General features: G+C 43.4%; 15 protein-coding genes. 1 reads left to right on the top strand and 14 read right to left on the bottom strand.

Annotation, left to right across the window (positions count from 1 at the left end; all coding sequences use genetic code 11):
* Window positions 1-2 precede the first annotated feature (2 nt).
* The 8 genes from GC102_RS35805 to lonB all read right to left on the bottom strand — a co-directional run bounded on the left by GC102_RS35805 (window position 3) and on the right by lonB (window position 9,513).
* A complete protein-coding gene (locus GC102_RS35805) occupies window positions 3-833 on the bottom strand; it encodes a cytochrome C assembly family protein (protein WP_171693725.1) in 831 nt (276 codons plus the stop codon).
* 33 nt (window positions 834-866) lie between these two features.
* Entirely contained in the window at window positions 867-2,270 is a 1,404-nt protein-coding gene (hemA, locus tag GC102_RS35800; protein ID WP_171693724.1) for a glutamyl-tRNA reductase, read from the bottom strand.
* A gap of 155 nt (window positions 2,271-2,425) precedes the next feature.
* Entirely contained in the window at window positions 2,426-2,962 is a 537-nt protein-coding gene (locus GC102_RS35795) for an S-adenosylmethionine decarboxylase (RefSeq protein ID WP_216628281.1), read from the bottom strand.
* 126 nt (window positions 2,963-3,088) lie between these two features.
* Window positions 3,089-3,496, bottom strand: coding sequence for an adenosylmethionine decarboxylase (speD, locus tag GC102_RS35790; RefSeq protein ID WP_057306176.1), 408 nt, complete (start codon window positions 3,494-3,496; stop codon window positions 3,089-3,091).
* A gap of 252 nt (window positions 3,497-3,748) precedes the next feature.
* A complete protein-coding gene (locus GC102_RS35785; RefSeq protein ID WP_171693723.1) occupies window positions 3,749-4,336 on the bottom strand; it encodes a non-ribosomal peptide synthetase module in 588 nt (195 codons plus the stop codon).
* A 244-nt stretch (window positions 4,337-4,580) separates the two neighbouring features.
* A complete protein-coding gene (yihA, locus tag GC102_RS35780; protein WP_171693722.1) occupies window positions 4,581-5,240 on the bottom strand; it encodes a ribosome biogenesis GTP-binding protein YihA/YsxC in 660 nt (219 codons plus the stop codon).
* A gap of 23 nt (window positions 5,241-5,263) precedes the next feature.
* Window positions 5,264-7,609, bottom strand: coding sequence for an endopeptidase La (gene lon, locus GC102_RS35775; protein WP_171693721.1), 2,346 nt, complete (start codon window positions 7,607-7,609; stop codon window positions 5,264-5,266).
* A gap of 185 nt (window positions 7,610-7,794) precedes the next feature.
* The gene (lonB, locus tag GC102_RS35770; protein ID WP_171693720.1) at window positions 7,795-9,513 is read right to left on the bottom strand and encodes an ATP-dependent protease LonB; all 1,719 of its coding nucleotides are present in this window, start codon (window positions 9,511-9,513) and stop codon (window positions 7,795-7,797) included.
* A gap of 319 nt (window positions 9,514-9,832) precedes the next feature.
* Between lonB and GC102_RS35765 the strand changes: the two genes are divergently transcribed.
* On the top strand, window positions 9,833-10,528 hold the full coding sequence (locus tag GC102_RS35765) for an N-acetylmuramoyl-L-alanine amidase family protein (protein WP_171693719.1): 696 nt from the start codon (window positions 9,833-9,835) through the stop codon (window positions 10,526-10,528).
* Here the strand turns inward: GC102_RS35765 and GC102_RS35760 are convergent.
* The 6 genes from GC102_RS35760 to GC102_RS35735 form a co-directional block, all read right to left on the bottom strand.
* Window positions 10,521-11,258, bottom strand: a complete 738-nt coding sequence (locus GC102_RS35760; RefSeq protein ID WP_246321317.1) for a divergent polysaccharide deacetylase family protein — start codon at window positions 11,256-11,258, stop codon at window positions 10,521-10,523. The two genes, GC102_RS35765 and GC102_RS35760, sit on opposite strands and share 8 nt — an antisense overlap.
* Window positions 11,259-11,520: 262 nt before the next feature.
* Window positions 11,521-12,618, bottom strand: coding sequence for a flavodoxin-dependent (E)-4-hydroxy-3-methylbut-2-enyl-diphosphate synthase (gene ispG / locus GC102_RS35755; protein ID WP_171693717.1), 1,098 nt, complete (start codon window positions 12,616-12,618; stop codon window positions 11,521-11,523).
* Window positions 12,619-12,714: 96 nt separating this feature from the next.
* Complete coding sequence (gene clpX / locus GC102_RS35750; protein WP_057306183.1) at window positions 12,715-13,983, bottom strand: ATP-dependent protease ATP-binding subunit ClpX; 1,269 nt, start codon at window positions 13,981-13,983, stop codon at window positions 12,715-12,717.
* 12 nt (window positions 13,984-13,995) lie between these two features.
* Window positions 13,996-14,586 carry an ATP-dependent Clp endopeptidase proteolytic subunit ClpP gene (clpP, locus tag GC102_RS35745; protein ID WP_057306184.1) on the bottom strand — a complete coding sequence of 197 codons (591 nt, stop codon included), beginning with the start codon at window positions 14,584-14,586 and terminating at the stop codon, window positions 13,996-13,998.
* A gap of 199 nt (window positions 14,587-14,785) precedes the next feature.
* Complete coding sequence (gene tig, locus GC102_RS35740) at window positions 14,786-16,087, bottom strand: trigger factor (protein WP_171693716.1); 1,302 nt, start codon at window positions 16,085-16,087, stop codon at window positions 14,786-14,788.
* Window positions 16,088-16,197: 110 nt separating this feature from the next.
* Window positions 16,198-17,115 carry a hypothetical protein gene (locus GC102_RS35735; RefSeq protein WP_171693715.1) on the bottom strand — a complete coding sequence of 306 codons (918 nt, stop codon included), beginning with the start codon at window positions 17,113-17,115 and terminating at the stop codon, window positions 16,198-16,200.
* Window positions 17,116-17,257: the final 142 nt, after the last annotated feature.

Here is a 17,257-nt window from a genome sequence, read left to right as displayed (position 1 = left end):
CGTTAGCTCCATATCCAGCCATGAAAACCTGAAACCAGATTAGAAACCACGAAATTGAGAACAACAATCAAGAATGCCGCGAGGTTCCATGCTGCCAGCTTATTACCCGAAATACGCATGGAATGCTGCTGGAATAAATAGAAAGCATACGCAGCCAATACAAAAAAAGAATTAATTACCTTAGGATCATAAAGTAAATTACGATCTCCCTCCAGTACAACCCAAACCACACCCAGACTTAAAGCCATAAGAAGCAATGGTGCTCCGATAATAACGGAGAGATAAGTGTAATGCTCAATTTTCTCAAGTGAAGGTAATCTCATAACCGTTTGGGAAAATTTCTTCGCTTTCAACATTTTGTGTAAAAACACATACATGCCTGAGAAAATAGCTGCAATCGAGAATGCCACGTAGCTGCCAATCGCTAGGGTAATATGAATAAATAATAGCTCATCATTGATGTTCCAATCGGGCTTAATTGGCGTTACATTCGGATTACCAAATACATTCAAAGCCAAAATGGCAAAACCAAGCACATTCACAAAAAATACAAACAATTCAATGCGGAAAAATCGATTAATCAACAGTGAAATCGTTACAATCAACCACGAAAACATAAAAAGTACGTCGGACCGTGCAAATGCCCATTCGGTCAAATGACCGTACAAGTTAATACCTAAGTAAGCGGTTTGTAGAACCCATACAAACAAAAGCAGCCCCGTCCCCATCCGTTTCGCGCTTCGGTTCGCATTAGCGAAATCCGAAAAGTAAAACAATAGGCTCAGGGCATACATATAAATCATCGCATCAAACAACCAGCTACGTGTTACCATGGCACCTCTCCTAGGCGATTAGCGCCCTTTTCTTCAAGATTGGGCTAGAACATCAGCGTTCTGTAAACTAAGCACGGATAATTTGTCATCCAGCATTTGCTTAGCTTCAACTGCTTTATGCCCGGCTTCTAGTTCTTGTGCTAACTGATTGGCTTGCTCTTGTTGTTCAAGGGTCTCTTCCAGGGCAAACAGTTTCGTGAATAGCTCGAGCGCTTCATCACCATGACGCTCTCCCGCCATTTCCTTAATGCGAAGGATCGGGTCTCGCAGCACTTGATTCACAATGCTTTTCGTCAATTTACGAATAACTTTAATTTCACGTTCATCTAGGTCAGGCAGCTTCTTTAGCATGTTATCCATCGTCTCTTCGTGGATCTGACTCGCTTTCGTTTGAAGAGCACTAATGACTGGACTTACACCTAGCGTCTTCGTCCATTGTTCGAAAACACCCATTTCAGACTCAATCATCGTTTCAATCTTTGCTGCTTCTTTCTTTCTCTCTTGCAAATGCTTATCTACGATATTCTCCAGATCATCGATATCATAAAGAAAAACATTAGGTAAGCCGCTAATTTGTGGATCTAGATCACGAGGTACAGCAATGTCCATCATGAAAAGCGGACGTGATTTTCTCTTTTGAACATAGGACTGAATATCATTCTTCGTAAGAACATATCCCGGAGCGCCTGTCGAGCTAATAATAATATCCACTTCCGCTAAATGCTCCAGCATGTTATCCATGGTACATGGAATGCCGTTAAATTTCTGGGCCAATTCTGCTGCACGTTCAAACGTACGGTTAACCACGATAACTTTGTTAGCGCCATTTGCGTAAAGGTGCTTCACAGTGAGTTCACTCATCTTACCAGCACCAATGATCATAACCGTCTTGTTCATGTAGGTACCGAATATTCGTTTACCAAGTTCCACCGCGGCGTAGCTGACGGAAACTGGATTATTGCTAATGCCTGTTTCGGAGTGTGCTTTTTTGGCAAGTGTCACGGATTGCTTAAACAACGTATTGAAATAAGCCCCGGTTGCTTTCATATTTTGAGATGATAAAAAAGCATCCCGCACTTGTCCAAGAATTTGGGTTTCCCCTATAACCATGGAATCTAAACCGCTTGTTACGCGGAATAAATGTTCAATCGCTTTTTCATTCTCATACATATATAAATGCTTTTGGAATTGATCCTTACTGACTTGGAACCAACGTTCAATGAAGTGTGTCAAGTAATGACTGCACATCTGCGGTCGATCCACAACAGCGTAGATTTCCGTGCGATTGCAGGTGGCGACAATTACACACTCCAATATGCTTTTCGTGTCTTTCAATTCTGCCAATGCCTTAGGTAAATCCTGCTCGGAAAAAGCGAACTTCTCCCGAATTTCTACCGGGGCCGTACGATAATTCAAGCCAAGTGCGATAATATGCAAAGGTACCACCTGCCTTTCCGTCTATTTCTATGTACCATTATAGCATAGCAAAACAAGCAATCCGACAAATTTTTTGTATAATTTATGAATGCTTCATTCTGCTCGTTAGTTTTAACAGCATTCCGTTCCTATATACCTCTATTGGCACAAACTCTTTACTGAAGTGCTTTTTTTCGTATAAAAGAGGTTAAATTTCGATCCAGCTCAGTCAGCTTCGTATTTTGGGACGAAACAATATCGCCATTCGAAGCCATGAGTTTCTCATACAGATCGTACAGACTTTTGTACTGAACCCAAACTTCTTTCAAAGTCTGGATCTCATCTGGCTTTAACGCTCGCTCTCCCCCCACCTGCAGACGCTTCAAGTACTGCGTTAGCTGGGTCATACTGTCCAGTGAAGTCAGATATTCGCTTCCTCCCACAGCAAGCACCATGCGTTCATGCGTATAACTTGCCGAGTAAAGGGCTTGCCCCACAGCATCCAATCCTTCGGTATCTTTGCTTTGAGCAGCTTCCTCTAGATAGCTCTTCAGAAGTTCCATCTGAAACAGTGATACTTGATACAGTAGATGGGTAGCGTCATGCTCTTCTTTATGAGGACCAACGATTTGAACGAGCTGATAGATAGGCCAGATGATGAGAAAGAGTACAATACTGTAAATTACTGCTTTTCTAGCTATTTTCTGTTTCAAATCCGTTCCCCCAGTTCATGTTTGCTTCATGTTCGGACATGTGTCGCAATAACATTGTATGGGTATCTGGACAAACAAATAACCACGGATTTCTCCGTGGTTATCGTTATTGTTATGCGCAGACTCTTATTTAACAAGCTCTGCTTGCTTCATTTCAGGAGTTTCTACTTGCAGTTCACCCATTCCGCGAACTAATTTCTTCGCATAGAATGTTTCTGGTTTCAATACGGATACCATAAAGTCAATTGCTAATTGAGGGTCCACTGTCTCACCGCATGTATAACAATCAAGCGCGGCAAAACCTCTCTCAGGATAAGTATGAATGGAGAGATGACTCTCGGACAACATAACAAGTACAGTTGCTCCTTGTGGTTCAAATTGCTTGGATTGTACAGATAGTACGGTTGCTCCGCATACCTCGGCAGCTTCTACCATCTGAGCCTGCAGCCAATCTGCATTGTTCAGAAGTTCGAAATCTACCCCCCAAGTATCTACAGCAACGTGTCTTCCGAAAGTTGAGTATTCTGTTTCCATCTTTCGGTTCCCCCTTCCTAGGAATAAAATGTCTGAAAAAAATTTCATCCGCTAGGACCTACGTCATTCACTTCCCGAGGGTATAATCTCTCGCAACATTCAATGTCCTGAGTGAATCCTGGTTCCTATATTGTTTCAACGAGAATAAAAATAACATCTATCGACGAGAAATGCAATAGTTTTTTTTGCTAAATGTCTTAAAACAAAAAAGACCCTATAAAGGGTCTATTGTAATTGTGGGTATATGTGTAGTTAAGCCTCCAATATAAACAAACGATGCGTTAGCTCATTGAGGCGAGTGTCAATCTGTTGATGTTCTTCCTGCTGTTGCAGCATATTACGCAAATCTAAAAGATGGTTAATTTGATCGTAGATCATTTCAATCTCTTGCTCGACTTCTGTCTTTTGGAACATTTGCTGCATGAGACCAATGGTGTCTTTGTATTCATAGATAACGGTCAACAATTGCCCTTTGACTTCCTCGATTTTAACGACGGTTCCACGTTCATAGTAGTAAACCATTGTATAACTAGGGTAAATTCGGTTTACTGTTGCGCTTCCTTTAAACTCTGACACTGCTTTACGCATCAAATTAGCAAGTAAGGTGTTACTTAATCTGCAGGATCCTGTGCATTCATATAGGCCCGATTTCTTCTCAAATGAAAGGACGATTTCCTGACCTGCTCCATCTTGAAAAACAACCTCTTGGTTGCCATTTTCCAAGACTTTCACTTGCAATGTCACTTGATGATCCACAAACATTTGAAAAAACCTGAACATCTCGGCTTCTGTTAACTGGAGGCAGGTTTTGACATATTCAGTCGCTAACCTTTGTGCCATAAAAATCCCTCGATTCTTTGTTTTCAAGCCATTAACTATTACCTTGTTTATTATTATACTACATGCGTCTCTAATATTCCTGCGTGCATTTCATTATAATCAGCCAAATATTCTGAAAAAACCAAGGAATTACGGAATGCCAGCAAATTTTCCCCAGTAAACCTCGCTTTCCCGTATGCTTCTTCTTGATTTTCTCTGTCTTTTGACGTCCTTCTTATCCTTACACAAAAAACCGCCCTATGAATCAGGACGGTTCTTGTTCTTTATCTTGTTCTTGCCGGGTCACGAGTTCATTTGCTTCTTCAGCCTCTGGCTCTCCATAAGCAATAGCTTGCTCTAGAATCCCCCATAGCTCGTCTTTGCCGAGCCCAAGCTCTGAGGAAAACATCAACGGCTGGACACCTTTATCCATCCCCAGTGTTTCTCGAACAATCTTGATATGCTTCGGCCATCTGCTTTTCGGGATCTTATCGGCCTTGGTCGCAACGACGATGACTGGCACATCATTATGTCTTAGCCACTCGTACATAGCTTGATCATCTTTGGAAGGAGGATGCCGCAAATCAACTAATTGCATAACAAGACGCAGTGTTTCTCGATTCATTAAGTAGCTCTCAATGAATTTCCCCCACTGCTCCCGTTTCGTTTTGGAAACTTTAGCGTAGCCATAACCTGGAAGATCTACGAAATATAAGTCCTGGTTGATTTTATAATAGTTAAGCGTTTGGGTTTTGCCGGGCTGTGAGCTGGTTCTGGCCAAATTTTTGCGGGATATCAAACAGTTAATGAGTGAGGATTTCCCGACATTAGAACGCCCTGCCAGAGCAATCTCTGGCAAGGCATCCTCTGGATACTGGCTAGGTCCAACCGCACTGATAATAAACTCAGCTTGATTGACTTTCATGGATGTTCAACTACTTTCTATCGTTATCCGACTTGCACGGGAGGCTTATTTTTGACAAGCGCATGTTCAAGCACTTGATCCATATGGCTGACTGGAATGAAGGTCATCTCGGCGCGGACACTTTCTGGAATTTCGATGATGTCTTTCTCATTATCCTGAGGCAGCAGGATGGTACGGATACCAGCTCGATGTGCAGCGAGCGCCTTTTCTTTGAGCCCTCCGATTGGAAGTACTCGGCCGCGCAATGTAATTTCACCTGTCATAGCAACCACACGAGAAACAGGAATATTCGTCAATGCTGAAATCAATGCCGTTGCCATCGTAATTCCTGCGGACGGACCATCCTTTGGAATGGCGCCTTCCGGGATATGAATATGGATATCGTTCTTCTCATGAAAGTCAGGTGCAATGCCGAACACATCAGCCCTCGTGCGTGTATAACTGAAAGCAGCTTGAGCGGATTCCTTCATCACATCACCGAGTTTACCCGTCAAAGTCAATTTGCCTGTTCCAGGCATAACAGTGACCTCAATGACTAAGGTATCCCCGCCAACTTCTGTCCAAGCAAGGCCTGTCACAGCACCTATTTGATCTTTCTCTTCTGCTACATTATAGCGGAACTTGCTCGGTCCTAGATAGTCCTTCAAGTTTTCTTCCGTTACATGTACCGGAGTAGATGGGTCAGATACGATCTTTTTGGCCGCTTTACGATTCATACCTGCGACCTGCTGCTCTAAATTACGAACGCCCGCTTCACGTGTATATTCACGAACGATTTTCATTAAGGCATCTTCATCCACAACAAGTTGGTCTTCTTCTAGACCATGATCACGCTTCTGCTTAGGCAGCAAATACTTTTTCGCAATTTGAAGCTTCTCAATCTCTGTGTAGCCAGGAATGTAGAGAACCTCCATCCGATCTAACAGAGGGCGAGGAATATTGTGAACCGCATTCGCCGTTGTCACGAACATGACATTGGACAAGTCAAACGGAACTTCAATGAAATGATCACTAAAAGTGCTATTCTGCTCGGGATCAAGAACTTCAAGCAATGCCGAAGCCGGATCGCCGCGGAAATCCATTGCCATTTTATCAATTTCGTCTAGCAAGAAAACAGGATTATTCGTACCAGCGTTCTTCATCCCCTGGATAATCCGTCCCGGCATAGCCCCAACATACGTACGGCGATGACCGCGAATCTCGGCTTCATCTCTGACCCCGCCAAGCGAGATACGAATGAACTGTCTTCCCATAGATCTAGCAATCGAACGAGCAATGGAGGTTTTACCAACGCCCGGAGGACCAACTAAACAAAGGATAGGACCTTTCAGCTTCTTAACAAGCTTCTGTACCGCTAGATACTCGAGTACCCGCTCCTTCGGCTTATCAAGGCCGAAGTGATCCTCATTCAAGATTTCCTCGGCTTTATCCAAATCCAAGTCATCATCGGTGTTTTTAGACCAAGGAAGTCCTAGCAGCCAATCAATATAGTTGCGGATGACGCCTCCCTCGGCAGAGGTTGCTGGCATCTTCTCTAGACGGTCGATTTCCTTCTCAACCTTCTCACGGACTTTATCCGGCAATTCGGCTTCCGTCAACTGGTTGCGTAGGTCATCTACTTCACCAGCACGGCCTTCCTTATCGCCAAGCTCCTTCTGGATGGCTTTCATCTGTTCGCGAAGGTAGTACTCCTTCTGCGTTTTTTCCATTTGTTTCTTAACACGTTGACTAATTTTACGTTCGAGTTCAAGCACTTCTCGCTCATTGTTTAAGATATTGAGCATTTTCTCGAGACGCTCACGCACATCTACGGTCTCCAGAATCTCTTGTTTATCCTTAATTTTGAGCGATAAATGGCTGCATATAACATCTGCTAAACGGCCTGGTTCATCAATGTCCGATACAGCAGCAAGCGTTTCTGGTGTAACCTTTTTCGACAAATTAATGTAATGCTCGAATTGGCTTAGTACACTTCGCATAAGCGCATCGATCTCAGGATCGGTGATTTCTTGCTCCGGTAACTCCTTAGCCGTGACTTCATAATATTCATCATTTACAAGGTATTCAACAATCTCAGCACGCAAAACGCCTTCTACCAAGACACGAATGGTTCCATTCGGTAGTTTCAGCATTTGCCTTACCTTAGCAATTGTCCCGATGCGATAAATATCCTCTTTGGCAGGTTCTTCTATGTTGATCTCTGATTGAGAGCAGAGGAGAATCATGCTGTCATCCACCATTGCCCGCTCGAGTGCTTTAACCGACTTTTCTCGCCCTACATCCAGATGTAGAACCATGCTCGGATAAACCAGCAGTCCCCTAAGAGGCAATAGCGGCAATCTGCGCACCTTGATTTTTCCGGGTCCCATCCTCTGCACCTCCATTTATAGGGATCTTTGAGCAGAGCTCAAAGTCTCACACTTTTGGATCTTTGAACGGAGTTCAAAGTCATTTATTTCTATACCCATCGTTGCCCTTTACATTTTATCAAAACTGCAAACAAAACACCAACTGGCACTCTGACGCATCATGTAAGGTTACCTCTACTCTGATTTTAGGAGTCAATTGTATGTTGTGAATTAGCATGTAAAATGGGTAAAGACGATGCCGGAATCGTCCTTTCCGAAGCAAAAGGCAGGTGAATCACATTATCATGAAGCTCTAAGCCTAATGCAACTTCCAGCACTTCCTCGATCGAGTCCGCGGCAAGCACCTCTACACCCGGCAAATTAGCGAACATTTCTTGCCAGTTTTCTTTAGGGATAATGACTTTGGTAGCTCCCGCTTGGAATGCAGCTTCAACCTTTGCTACAACGCCGCCAACGGGTTTAACTTTACCATGGATACTCATTTCCCCCGTCATTGCCAATTTATTATCCACAGGTATTTTATGTATCGCAGATGCAATAGCTGTCGCCATGGAAATGCCTGCAGAAGGTCCATCGATAGGCACTCCACCTGGGAAATTAATATGCAGATCATAATCTGATGTATTAAATCCAAGTTTGCGAAGGACTGTCAGCACATTTTCCACCGATCCGCGCGCCATACTCTTTCTGCGAATGGTTCGGGAGCCTCCTCCCATTTCCTCTTCATCTACAACACCCGTAATATTAAATTTCCCAGTACCTGCAACGGCAATTGGTATCGCGGTCACTTCGATCTCAAGTAGTGTACCCAAATTTGGACCATACACAGCTAAGCCATTGACGAATCCAATTTGCGGTTGTGCTGGTATTTTTCGCTCTGGTCTAGGTGGAATTTGCGATGAATTGACAACCCATTCAATGTCAGCTGCGGTAATCTCATCTCGCTTATCCGTTAAGGCAATACCCGCGGCTAGCTGAATCACGTTCACAGCCTCTCTACCGTTGGTTGCATATTTCGTTACAACTTGAACAGCAGCTTCACATTTCTTGAAGCCAATCTTATCAAGGGCTTTCCGAGCAATTTCCCCCACCTCACCCGGTAAAAGAGGACGGAAATAAATTTCCAAGCAGCGGGAACGGATAGCTGGAGGAATCTCGCTAGGTGTACGTGTTGTAGCCCCTACTAAACGGAAATCAGCAGGAAGTCCATTTTGAAATATATCATGAATATAGCCTGGAATATTCGTATCCTCAGAGCTATAATACGCACTCTCTAGAAATACTTTGCGATCTTCCAGCACCTTTAATAATTTGTTCATTTGTGTGGGGTGTAATTCACCGATCTCATCGATAAATAGAATCCCGCCATGCGCTTTTGTTACTGCACCTGGTTTAGGCTGTGGAATCCCCGCAACCCCCATTGCACCAGCGCCTTGATAAATAGGATCATGAACTGAACCGATTAGCGGATCAGCAATTCCTCTTTCGTCAAAGCGTGCTGTCGTGGCATCGATTTCTGTAAATTTGGAATCCGGACGGAAGGGTGACTCCTGATTTTTCTTAGCTTCTTCTAAAACGACACGTGCCGCAGCCGTTTTACCCACACCAGGCGGACCATAAATAATGACATGCTGCGGATTGGGACCGCATAGCGCGGCTTTTAAGGCTTTCAATCCTTCAACCTGGCCAACGATATCCTGCATGGAGGACGGTCTTGTTTTCTCTGAGAGCGGTTTTGTTAGCGAAATGGATCTCAGCTTTCTTAATTTCTCCAATTCTTTTCTGGACTCTCTATCGACAGCAGACCGGTTCGTCTGTTGATTACGCAGCAAATTCCAGAAATACAACCCAATCACAACGGCAAAGAAGACTTGAATTACCATAAGAATAATACTTAAACTCATTTGTCATAACCTCCTTAGAGTTTTCGCTAGAAAACTGTCTTCGTAAGCGTAAGCTGAGTTTTGCTTTAGCAAAACTTTCATCGTAAGCATTGGCTGAGTTTTCGCTAGAAAACTGTCTTCGTAAGCGTAAGCTGAGCTTTGCTTTGCTTTGGCAAAACTGTCATCGTAAGCAGTATTTTTTTGCTAGCTTGATCAAACAGCTCAGCTTTTTGTCATAACTTCCATTATTCCCGTGTAAAAGAAGGTTAATCCAATTCATGCAAACTTTTGCGTGACGTATGATAGCCCCCTTACAGAAGAAGGATAAGAGTAGATATTCTTGCAAAAGGACGTGGTTCGATTGAAGCAAAGCTTAATGATTCTGGTACTTTTCCTTTGTCTTTGTAAAACATCAGATGCGTACGCTTTGGCTAATGATCCCTTGCTGCCTAATGCCGATATCATTATCGACGTAGGGCATGGGGGCATAGATAGCGGTGCATTACATGGTAAGTATCAAGAAAAAGATATGAACCTTGCCATATCCAAAAAAACATACAAACTCCTTAAGAAAAAGGGTTATCGCGTCATTATCAACCGTACGGAAGACTACGCATTAAGTGAAGATAACAAGTGGTCGTTCGGTGGAAGACACCGCAAGGACTTAGCGCAGCGTTCCGGACTCGCCAACACCATTAAGCCAAAAATGATGCTAAGCATGCATATTAATTGGTCCCGCAAATCGGATCGAAGAGGACCGCTTGTCATTTATCAAAATCAATCGGACAGCATTTTGCTTGCTCAACTTTTGCAGGAATCCCTGAATCGTGTATACGGTATGGAAGAAAAGCCTGTTCTCGGTAAAAAGTATTATGTGCTCAGGCACACGAAATGCCCAGCAGTTATCGTTGAATTAGGGTTTATTTCCAATAAAGCAGACCGCAAGCTGCTGAATGATTCTCATCATCAAGCTAAGTTAGCAAAAGCCATTTCAACTGCCATAGAACAATACTTTGCCATGATTCATCCTAATTAGCATTTAGCTTCATTGTTTGTGAAATCGGAACAAAAGCAGCTTCCTTTTGAATGATCGGAATAGCCTCTTTGATGACTTGGGCTGTCTTTTTCCCTGGTGGACCCACATGTCCGATAGCGATGACCAAGTCTCGTTGATGGATTAATTTCTTAAACTTCACCATTTGCTTACTGATGTGACTGTATGTGTAAAGATCATCGAAGAAAAGTTGATTCTCTGAATATGGAACTCCATTTTGCCCCGCCAATTTGCCGATTAGGCTTTTTGGTGTCGTACGGCTATCTAATAAAATGAGATTTTTCTCTTTGCAAATTTCAACGAGAATTTTCATCACTCTCTCATCCGCAGTAGCCTTAGATCCCATATGATTATTAATTCCTATTACATAGGGAATATCTTCGATTGCCGCTACGATCCGTTTGTGAATTTCATCATTCGATAAGTCAGTAGTAATGGCGCCTGGACCTAACCAGCTCTTCTTACCTCTCACAGGCTCCATAGGTAGGTGTAGAATGACTTCGTGCCCCTTATCGTGTGCTAATTGCGCATCTTGTTTGGAAGAGGGCAGGAATGGCATGACAGCGACAGTGAAAAGGATGGGGAGATCCATCATCTCTTTGGTGCCGTCCATATTATTGCCAAAGTCATCAATGACAATGGCCACCTTCTTCGTCTTCATCTCAGCTGCATGCTGTGAAGGTATTGGCACATTCGAGGCACCTGTATGCATGGGTAAAAGAAGCAAAAAAATTCCTACGATTACCGTAAGGGTAATGTGACGAGCAGTCCTATACTTGCTTAGCAAATTCATAGCATCTCCTTGTTTGCATGTAATCGTTAGAAAAACTTACTTCAAATGAACAAGCTTTCCAGTTTTACTCATTATGCTTCTCTTGCGCAACAAATATGCGTGAAAGGTATAAACAAAAAAACCGTTAAAAGCACCTCACCCGAGGAACATTTAACGGCTTTCTTCTTCAACTTATATGCAATTAGTGCTTACGTCCGGGAATGACGCCTGTCTTTTCATAAGAATCTACAATGATATCGATTTCTTTCTTCAACTCCGTGAGCAATTCAGCTTCAGGAACCTTACGGATCATTTCTCCATAACGGAAAAGCATGCCTTCACCACGAGCTCCTGCAATACCGATGTCTGCTTCACGTGCTTCCCCTGGGCCATTTACCGCACAACCAAGTACAGATACCTTAATTGGCACCTTGATCTTAGCAATGTAGTCCTCAACTTCGTTAGCAATCGAGAACAAATCGATGTCCAAACGACCACAAGTAGGACAGGATACAAGAGTTGCAGCATTGGTAATCAAGCCAAATGTTTTGAGCAGCTCGCGAGCTACTTTAATTTCTTCAACTGGGTCCGCGCTAAGCGAAATACGCAGTGTGTTACCGAGTCCCATATTGAGCAGCGTTCCAATACCTGCCGCACTCTTCACAGCCCCTGTAAAGAGCGTTCCAGCCTCTGTAATCCCGAGGTGAAGTGGGTAGTTGAATGCTTTAGCCGCTTGCGAATAAGCTGCAATCGCCATAGGAACATCGGAAGCTTTGAGTGAAACGATAATATCATGGAAATCAAGCTCTTCCAGAATGTTAATGTGGAACAAGGCACTTTCTACCATAGCTTCAGGCGTTGGGTATCCATACTTCTCAAGAAGATGATTCTCTAGTGAGCCAGCATTGACCCCAATACGAATCGGAATGCCACGTTCCTTACAAGCTTTAACAACCGCTTCTACCTTCTCGCGGCGGCCGATATTACCTGGATTGATACGCACTTTATCGATGCCATTCTCAATAGCAGCAAGCGCTAAGCGATGGTCAAAATGAATATCCGCAACGAGTGGAATATGAATTTGTTTTTTGATTTCTTTGATTGCCTCAGCGGCTTCCTTGTTGTTAACAGTAACACGAACGATTTGGCAGCCTGCTTCTTCCAAACGAAGGATTTCTGCTACTGTTGCCTTCACATCCGCTGTCTTCGTTGTACACATACTTTGCATGATGACTTCATTACTGCCACCGATCGTCAAATCGCCTACACGAACGGCCCGCGTATCTTTTCTATGGAACATTATGGTTTCTCTCCCCATGACACCAAACATCCTCCGCTCCAATCCCATTAACAAGGGATCGGATTGGAGGCTGTGTGTAATTTGTGAAATTATGGGTTACGCACTTTCTTCTTTCTTCTTACCAGTCGCCTGAGCGCCATCTTTGGTCGTCAAAACAGGAGTGATCTTGTTTTGAACCGTTTCCTTAGATACCACACATGTCGTGACGTCTGTTCTCGAAGGGACTTCGAACATCACATCAAGCATAATGCTTTCAATGATAGCTCTCAGACCGCGCGCGCCAGTATTACGTTTGATTGCTTCTTTAGCAATGGCATCAAGTGCCTCTGCGTCAAATTCGAGTGAGACGTTATCCATCTCAAGCATCTTCTGGTATTGCTTCACGAGCGCATTTTTAGGCTCCGAAAGAATACGCACAAGGGCTGGTTCATCCAGCGGCTCTAGAGTAGAGATGACCGGTAAACGACCAACGAATTCCGGGATTAAACCGAATCGCAAGAGATCTTCCGGAAGCACCATGGATAAGTATTCGCCTGGTTTCAAATCAACTTTAGCCCCATCTGTGCTAAAGCCAATCACTTTTTTACCGATTCTGCGTTTGATAATTTGCTCAAGGCCATCAAAAGCTCCGCCGCAAATAAACAGAATGTTGGTTGTATCAATTTGAATGAACTCTTGATGCGGATGCTTACGTCCACCTTGAGGAGGAACAGAGGCAACCGTACCTTCAAGAATTTTGAGTAAAGCTTGTTGAACACCTTCACCGGAAACGTCTCTAGTTATGGACGGGTTCTCGGATTTACGTGCCACTTTATCAATCTCGTCAATATAGATAATGCCACGTTCGGCTTTTTCTACATCATAATCGGCAGCTTGAATCAGTTTGAGCAAAATATTCTCAACGTCTTCGCCCACATAACCAGCTTCTGTTAATGAAGTGGCATCCGCGATAGCAAAAGGAACATTCAGAATTTTGGCAAGCGTTTGCGCTAGCAACGTTTTACCGCTTCCTGTAGGTCCTAGAAGCACGATGTTACTTTTTTGAAGCTCAACATCTTCCAATTTGTTTTGCGAATTAATACGCTTATAGTGGTTATATACCGCTACAGCCAGCGATTTTTTCGCTTGATCTTGCCCGATCACGTACTGATCCAAAATATTGCGAATTTCTTTTGGTTTCGGAACATCTTTGAGATCAAGCTCTTCTTCATGCCCTAATTCTTCTTCCACAATCTCCGTGCAAAGCTCTATACATTCATCACAAATGTAAACTCCCGGACCTGCAACAAGTTTGCGAACTTGGTCTTGGGATTTTCCACAAAAGGAACATTTGAGTTGGCCTTTTTCATCGTTAAATTTAAACATGGGATCACTCCTTTATTTCAAGTCGTTTCGAGTGATAACCTCGTCGATTAACCCGTATGCCTTCGCTTCATCAGCGCTCATAAAGTTATCTCGGTCGGTGTCTCTTTCGATCTTTTCAAGCGGCTGTCCCGTACGGTCCACATAGATCTGGTTGAGTTTTTGTTTCGTTTTGATAATCCAATCCGCGTGGATTTTGATATCGGTTGCTTGACCTCTTACACCGCCGAGCGGTTGGTGAATCATTACTTCTGCATTCGGCAGCGCGTATCGCTTACCTTTGGCACCTGCAGTTAATAGCAGAGAACCCATACTTGCAGCCATACCTACACAAATCGTTGATACATCTGGCTTAATAAACTGCATGGTATCGAAGATACCCATTCCAGCTGTTACAGATCCACCTGGTGAATTGATATATAAGTGGATATCCTTATCGGGATCCTGAGCTGATAAAAAGAGCAGCTGGGCAATGACCAAATTAGCCACATCGTCATCAATAGCACTCCCAATGAAGATAATGCGGTCCTTTAATAAACGCGAGTAGATATCGTAAGAACGTTCCCCACGAGCCTCTTGTTCAACAACCATAGGAATAAGACTCATTGTACCAACTCCTTTTGCGGCAATAGCCAAGTTCTCTCAATTGAGATTCAGATACAGTTTAACACGTTTGAACAGCAAAGTCATTTTTTCAGAGAACAGCTATGTATGAGGGTATTTCTTATGGTCTTGGGCAGTTTTGGGGCTAAAATAGGGTAAAAGAAAGGCACGTTGCTTACGTACGTGCCTTTACTTACCTTATTTATACTGCTGCGGAAACATGCTTGCTATTTTCAAGCAAGAAGTCAACCGTTTTTCTAATCACAAGATCGTTGCTCAGACCTTCTAGGCTGCCGTTAGAAGCAAACAGCTCACGAAGTTCTGCCGTTGTTTTTTGGTAGGATTGTGCATATTTCTCAAGTTCCGTGTCAACTTCTTCATCGGAAACTGTGATTTTTTCTGCAGCTGCGATGGCTTCAAGAACAAGGTTGTTACGAACACGCTTGTCAGCATCTTCTCTCATTTGTTCTTTCAGCACGCTCTCGTTTTGACCGGAGAACTGGAAGTAGATCTCAAGTGTCATGCCTTGGGAGCGAAGACGTCTTTCGAATTCCTTCACCATAACATCTAGCTCTGCTTCTACCATGGAAGCTGGAATTTCAACTTCAGCGTTAGCTGCAGCTTTTTCAACAACAGCTGTTTCCAGAGCAGCCTCTGAATCTTTTTCTTTGCGCTCTTGAAGACGTTTTTTCAGTTCTTCTTTGTACTCTACAAGTGTATCGTACTCGCTCACATCTTTAGCAAACTCATCATCAAGCTCTGGCAAGTTTTTGCGTTTAATGTCGTGAATTAGCACTTTAAACACAGCCGCTTTGCCTTTCAAATCTTCGGAGTGGTAGTTTTCAGGGAAGCTAACGCTAACTTCTTTCTCTTCGCCTTTACCAAGACCTACGAGTTGCTCTTCGAAACCTGGAATGAAGGAGTTGGAACCAAGCTCAAGGGAGTATTTCTCCGCTTTACCGCCTTCGAATGCTTCTCCATCAACGAAACCTTCGAAATCAAGGACAACGACGTCACCATTTGCTGCTTGTCCTTCTTCAAGAACAACCAATTCAGCATGACGCTGTTGCAAACGAGTAAGCTCTTCGTTCAATTCTTCATCCGTAACTTCTGCGCTTACCGCTTCAACTTCGATACCTTTGTATTCGCCAAGTGTTACTTCAGGCTTAACAGTTACTTTAGCTTTGAACTTCAGTACTTGTCCTTTGCCGAATTGCTCAACGTCTACTTCAGGACGATCGACAGGCTCGATTTTAACCTCTTCAATCGCTTCCACGTAAACCTCTGGCAAAATGATATCTAAAGCATCTTGATACAAGCTTTCTACACCAAATTTAGCTTCAAAGATAGAACGAGGTACTTTCCCTTTACGGAAACCTGGAACATTTACTTTCGCGGATACCTTTTTAAATGCTTTATCCAAAGCATCTGCGACGCGCTCTGCGCCAACTTCCACTTCAAGAACGCCTACGTTCTTCTCTATTTTTTCCCAACTTGCTTTCATTTTATGCTTTCCCCTCCAAAAATGTACGATGACATATTTTCACGTTACGCTCATTACAACCATTCTATTATACCATATAAGATTTTCATTTCAAGGCAGCCTTTCTTACCTTATGATGGGTCCGGATTAAACTGCTTTATAAAGGCTTGCAGCACAAGGTTAGCTCGCTTCCACTGAAGCTTCATGGAATCAACAATCCCGTAATTATCTAGTAATTCTTCTCGATTCACCGAGCCAAACAATTTCTCTTGAAGAATAGCATGCAGGGCAGATGCCCACACATCAACAGCGCCTTCTTCCGCATTCTGTAAATCCGTATAGATCGATGTCCCATAAGCATAGGCTAGAAATTCCTGCCAAGTCTGCTTGGCAAAAAAAACAAAATCAGGTTGGCTTATTTCACTAATGTCCCCGACTCTACGAATCATATCACGAATGCGTGATGGAAAATCCTCCGGGCTCATCGGTGTCTCTTCGATCTCGACGAGGATCTTTTCCCCATTCTTAGGGAACTCGATAAATCCTCGCTCACCCATTTGTTTAAGCGCCTGCAAAGCTTTGAACTGAATGTGAGGGTGCCGCGGCTTCTCACATAGCCACTCCTTTACACGTTGGCTTACGTCAGATTGATCGATGAACGCCAATTGTTCAAGGGCATTGACTTGCTGCTCCAATGTACCGTCTTTTAGCATATTCAGAAGTTTAGGCGCAAAGGCGTCATCATCTGCCGTCTTATCTTGTATGTACTGCCGTAATAGATCCGTTTCTTCTTCTGGATCATCTTCCAATGAAGACGCCATAGGGAACATGGTTTCCGGATACATGGTATACAGCCAATTCCTCAGAGCTTCCCATTGTTCGGTTTTGTGATGGTCTACTGTCGGAAATTGAAGTAGAAAGGTTAGCAATTGGAGCGCATCACTATACTGCTCTGTTTTTAGGAACCGAGTCAGCTCCTCTTCGTAATATTGCTCTGTTTTCGGAAAAAGAATTAAGTTATTGATGGATGGGTCCGTTATGATGATCACCTCAGAAATCATGGTCTCGCTGGTGACAGTTTACTTGATTGACAGAGTGATTGCAAAATAATTATGAATCGAGGGTTGACTTCCTATAAAACGATATGATATATTAACTCTCGCTTCGCTAAACGGATCACATCCGCAAGGT

This window comes from Paenibacillus germinis, assembly GCF_013141785.1.
Lineage (GTDB): Bacteria > Bacillota > Bacilli > Paenibacillales > NBRC-103111 > Paenibacillus_E > Paenibacillus_E phytorum.
Note: the sequence above shows the minus strand (reverse complement) of the source record. Positions and strands in the feature narration are given on the sequence as shown.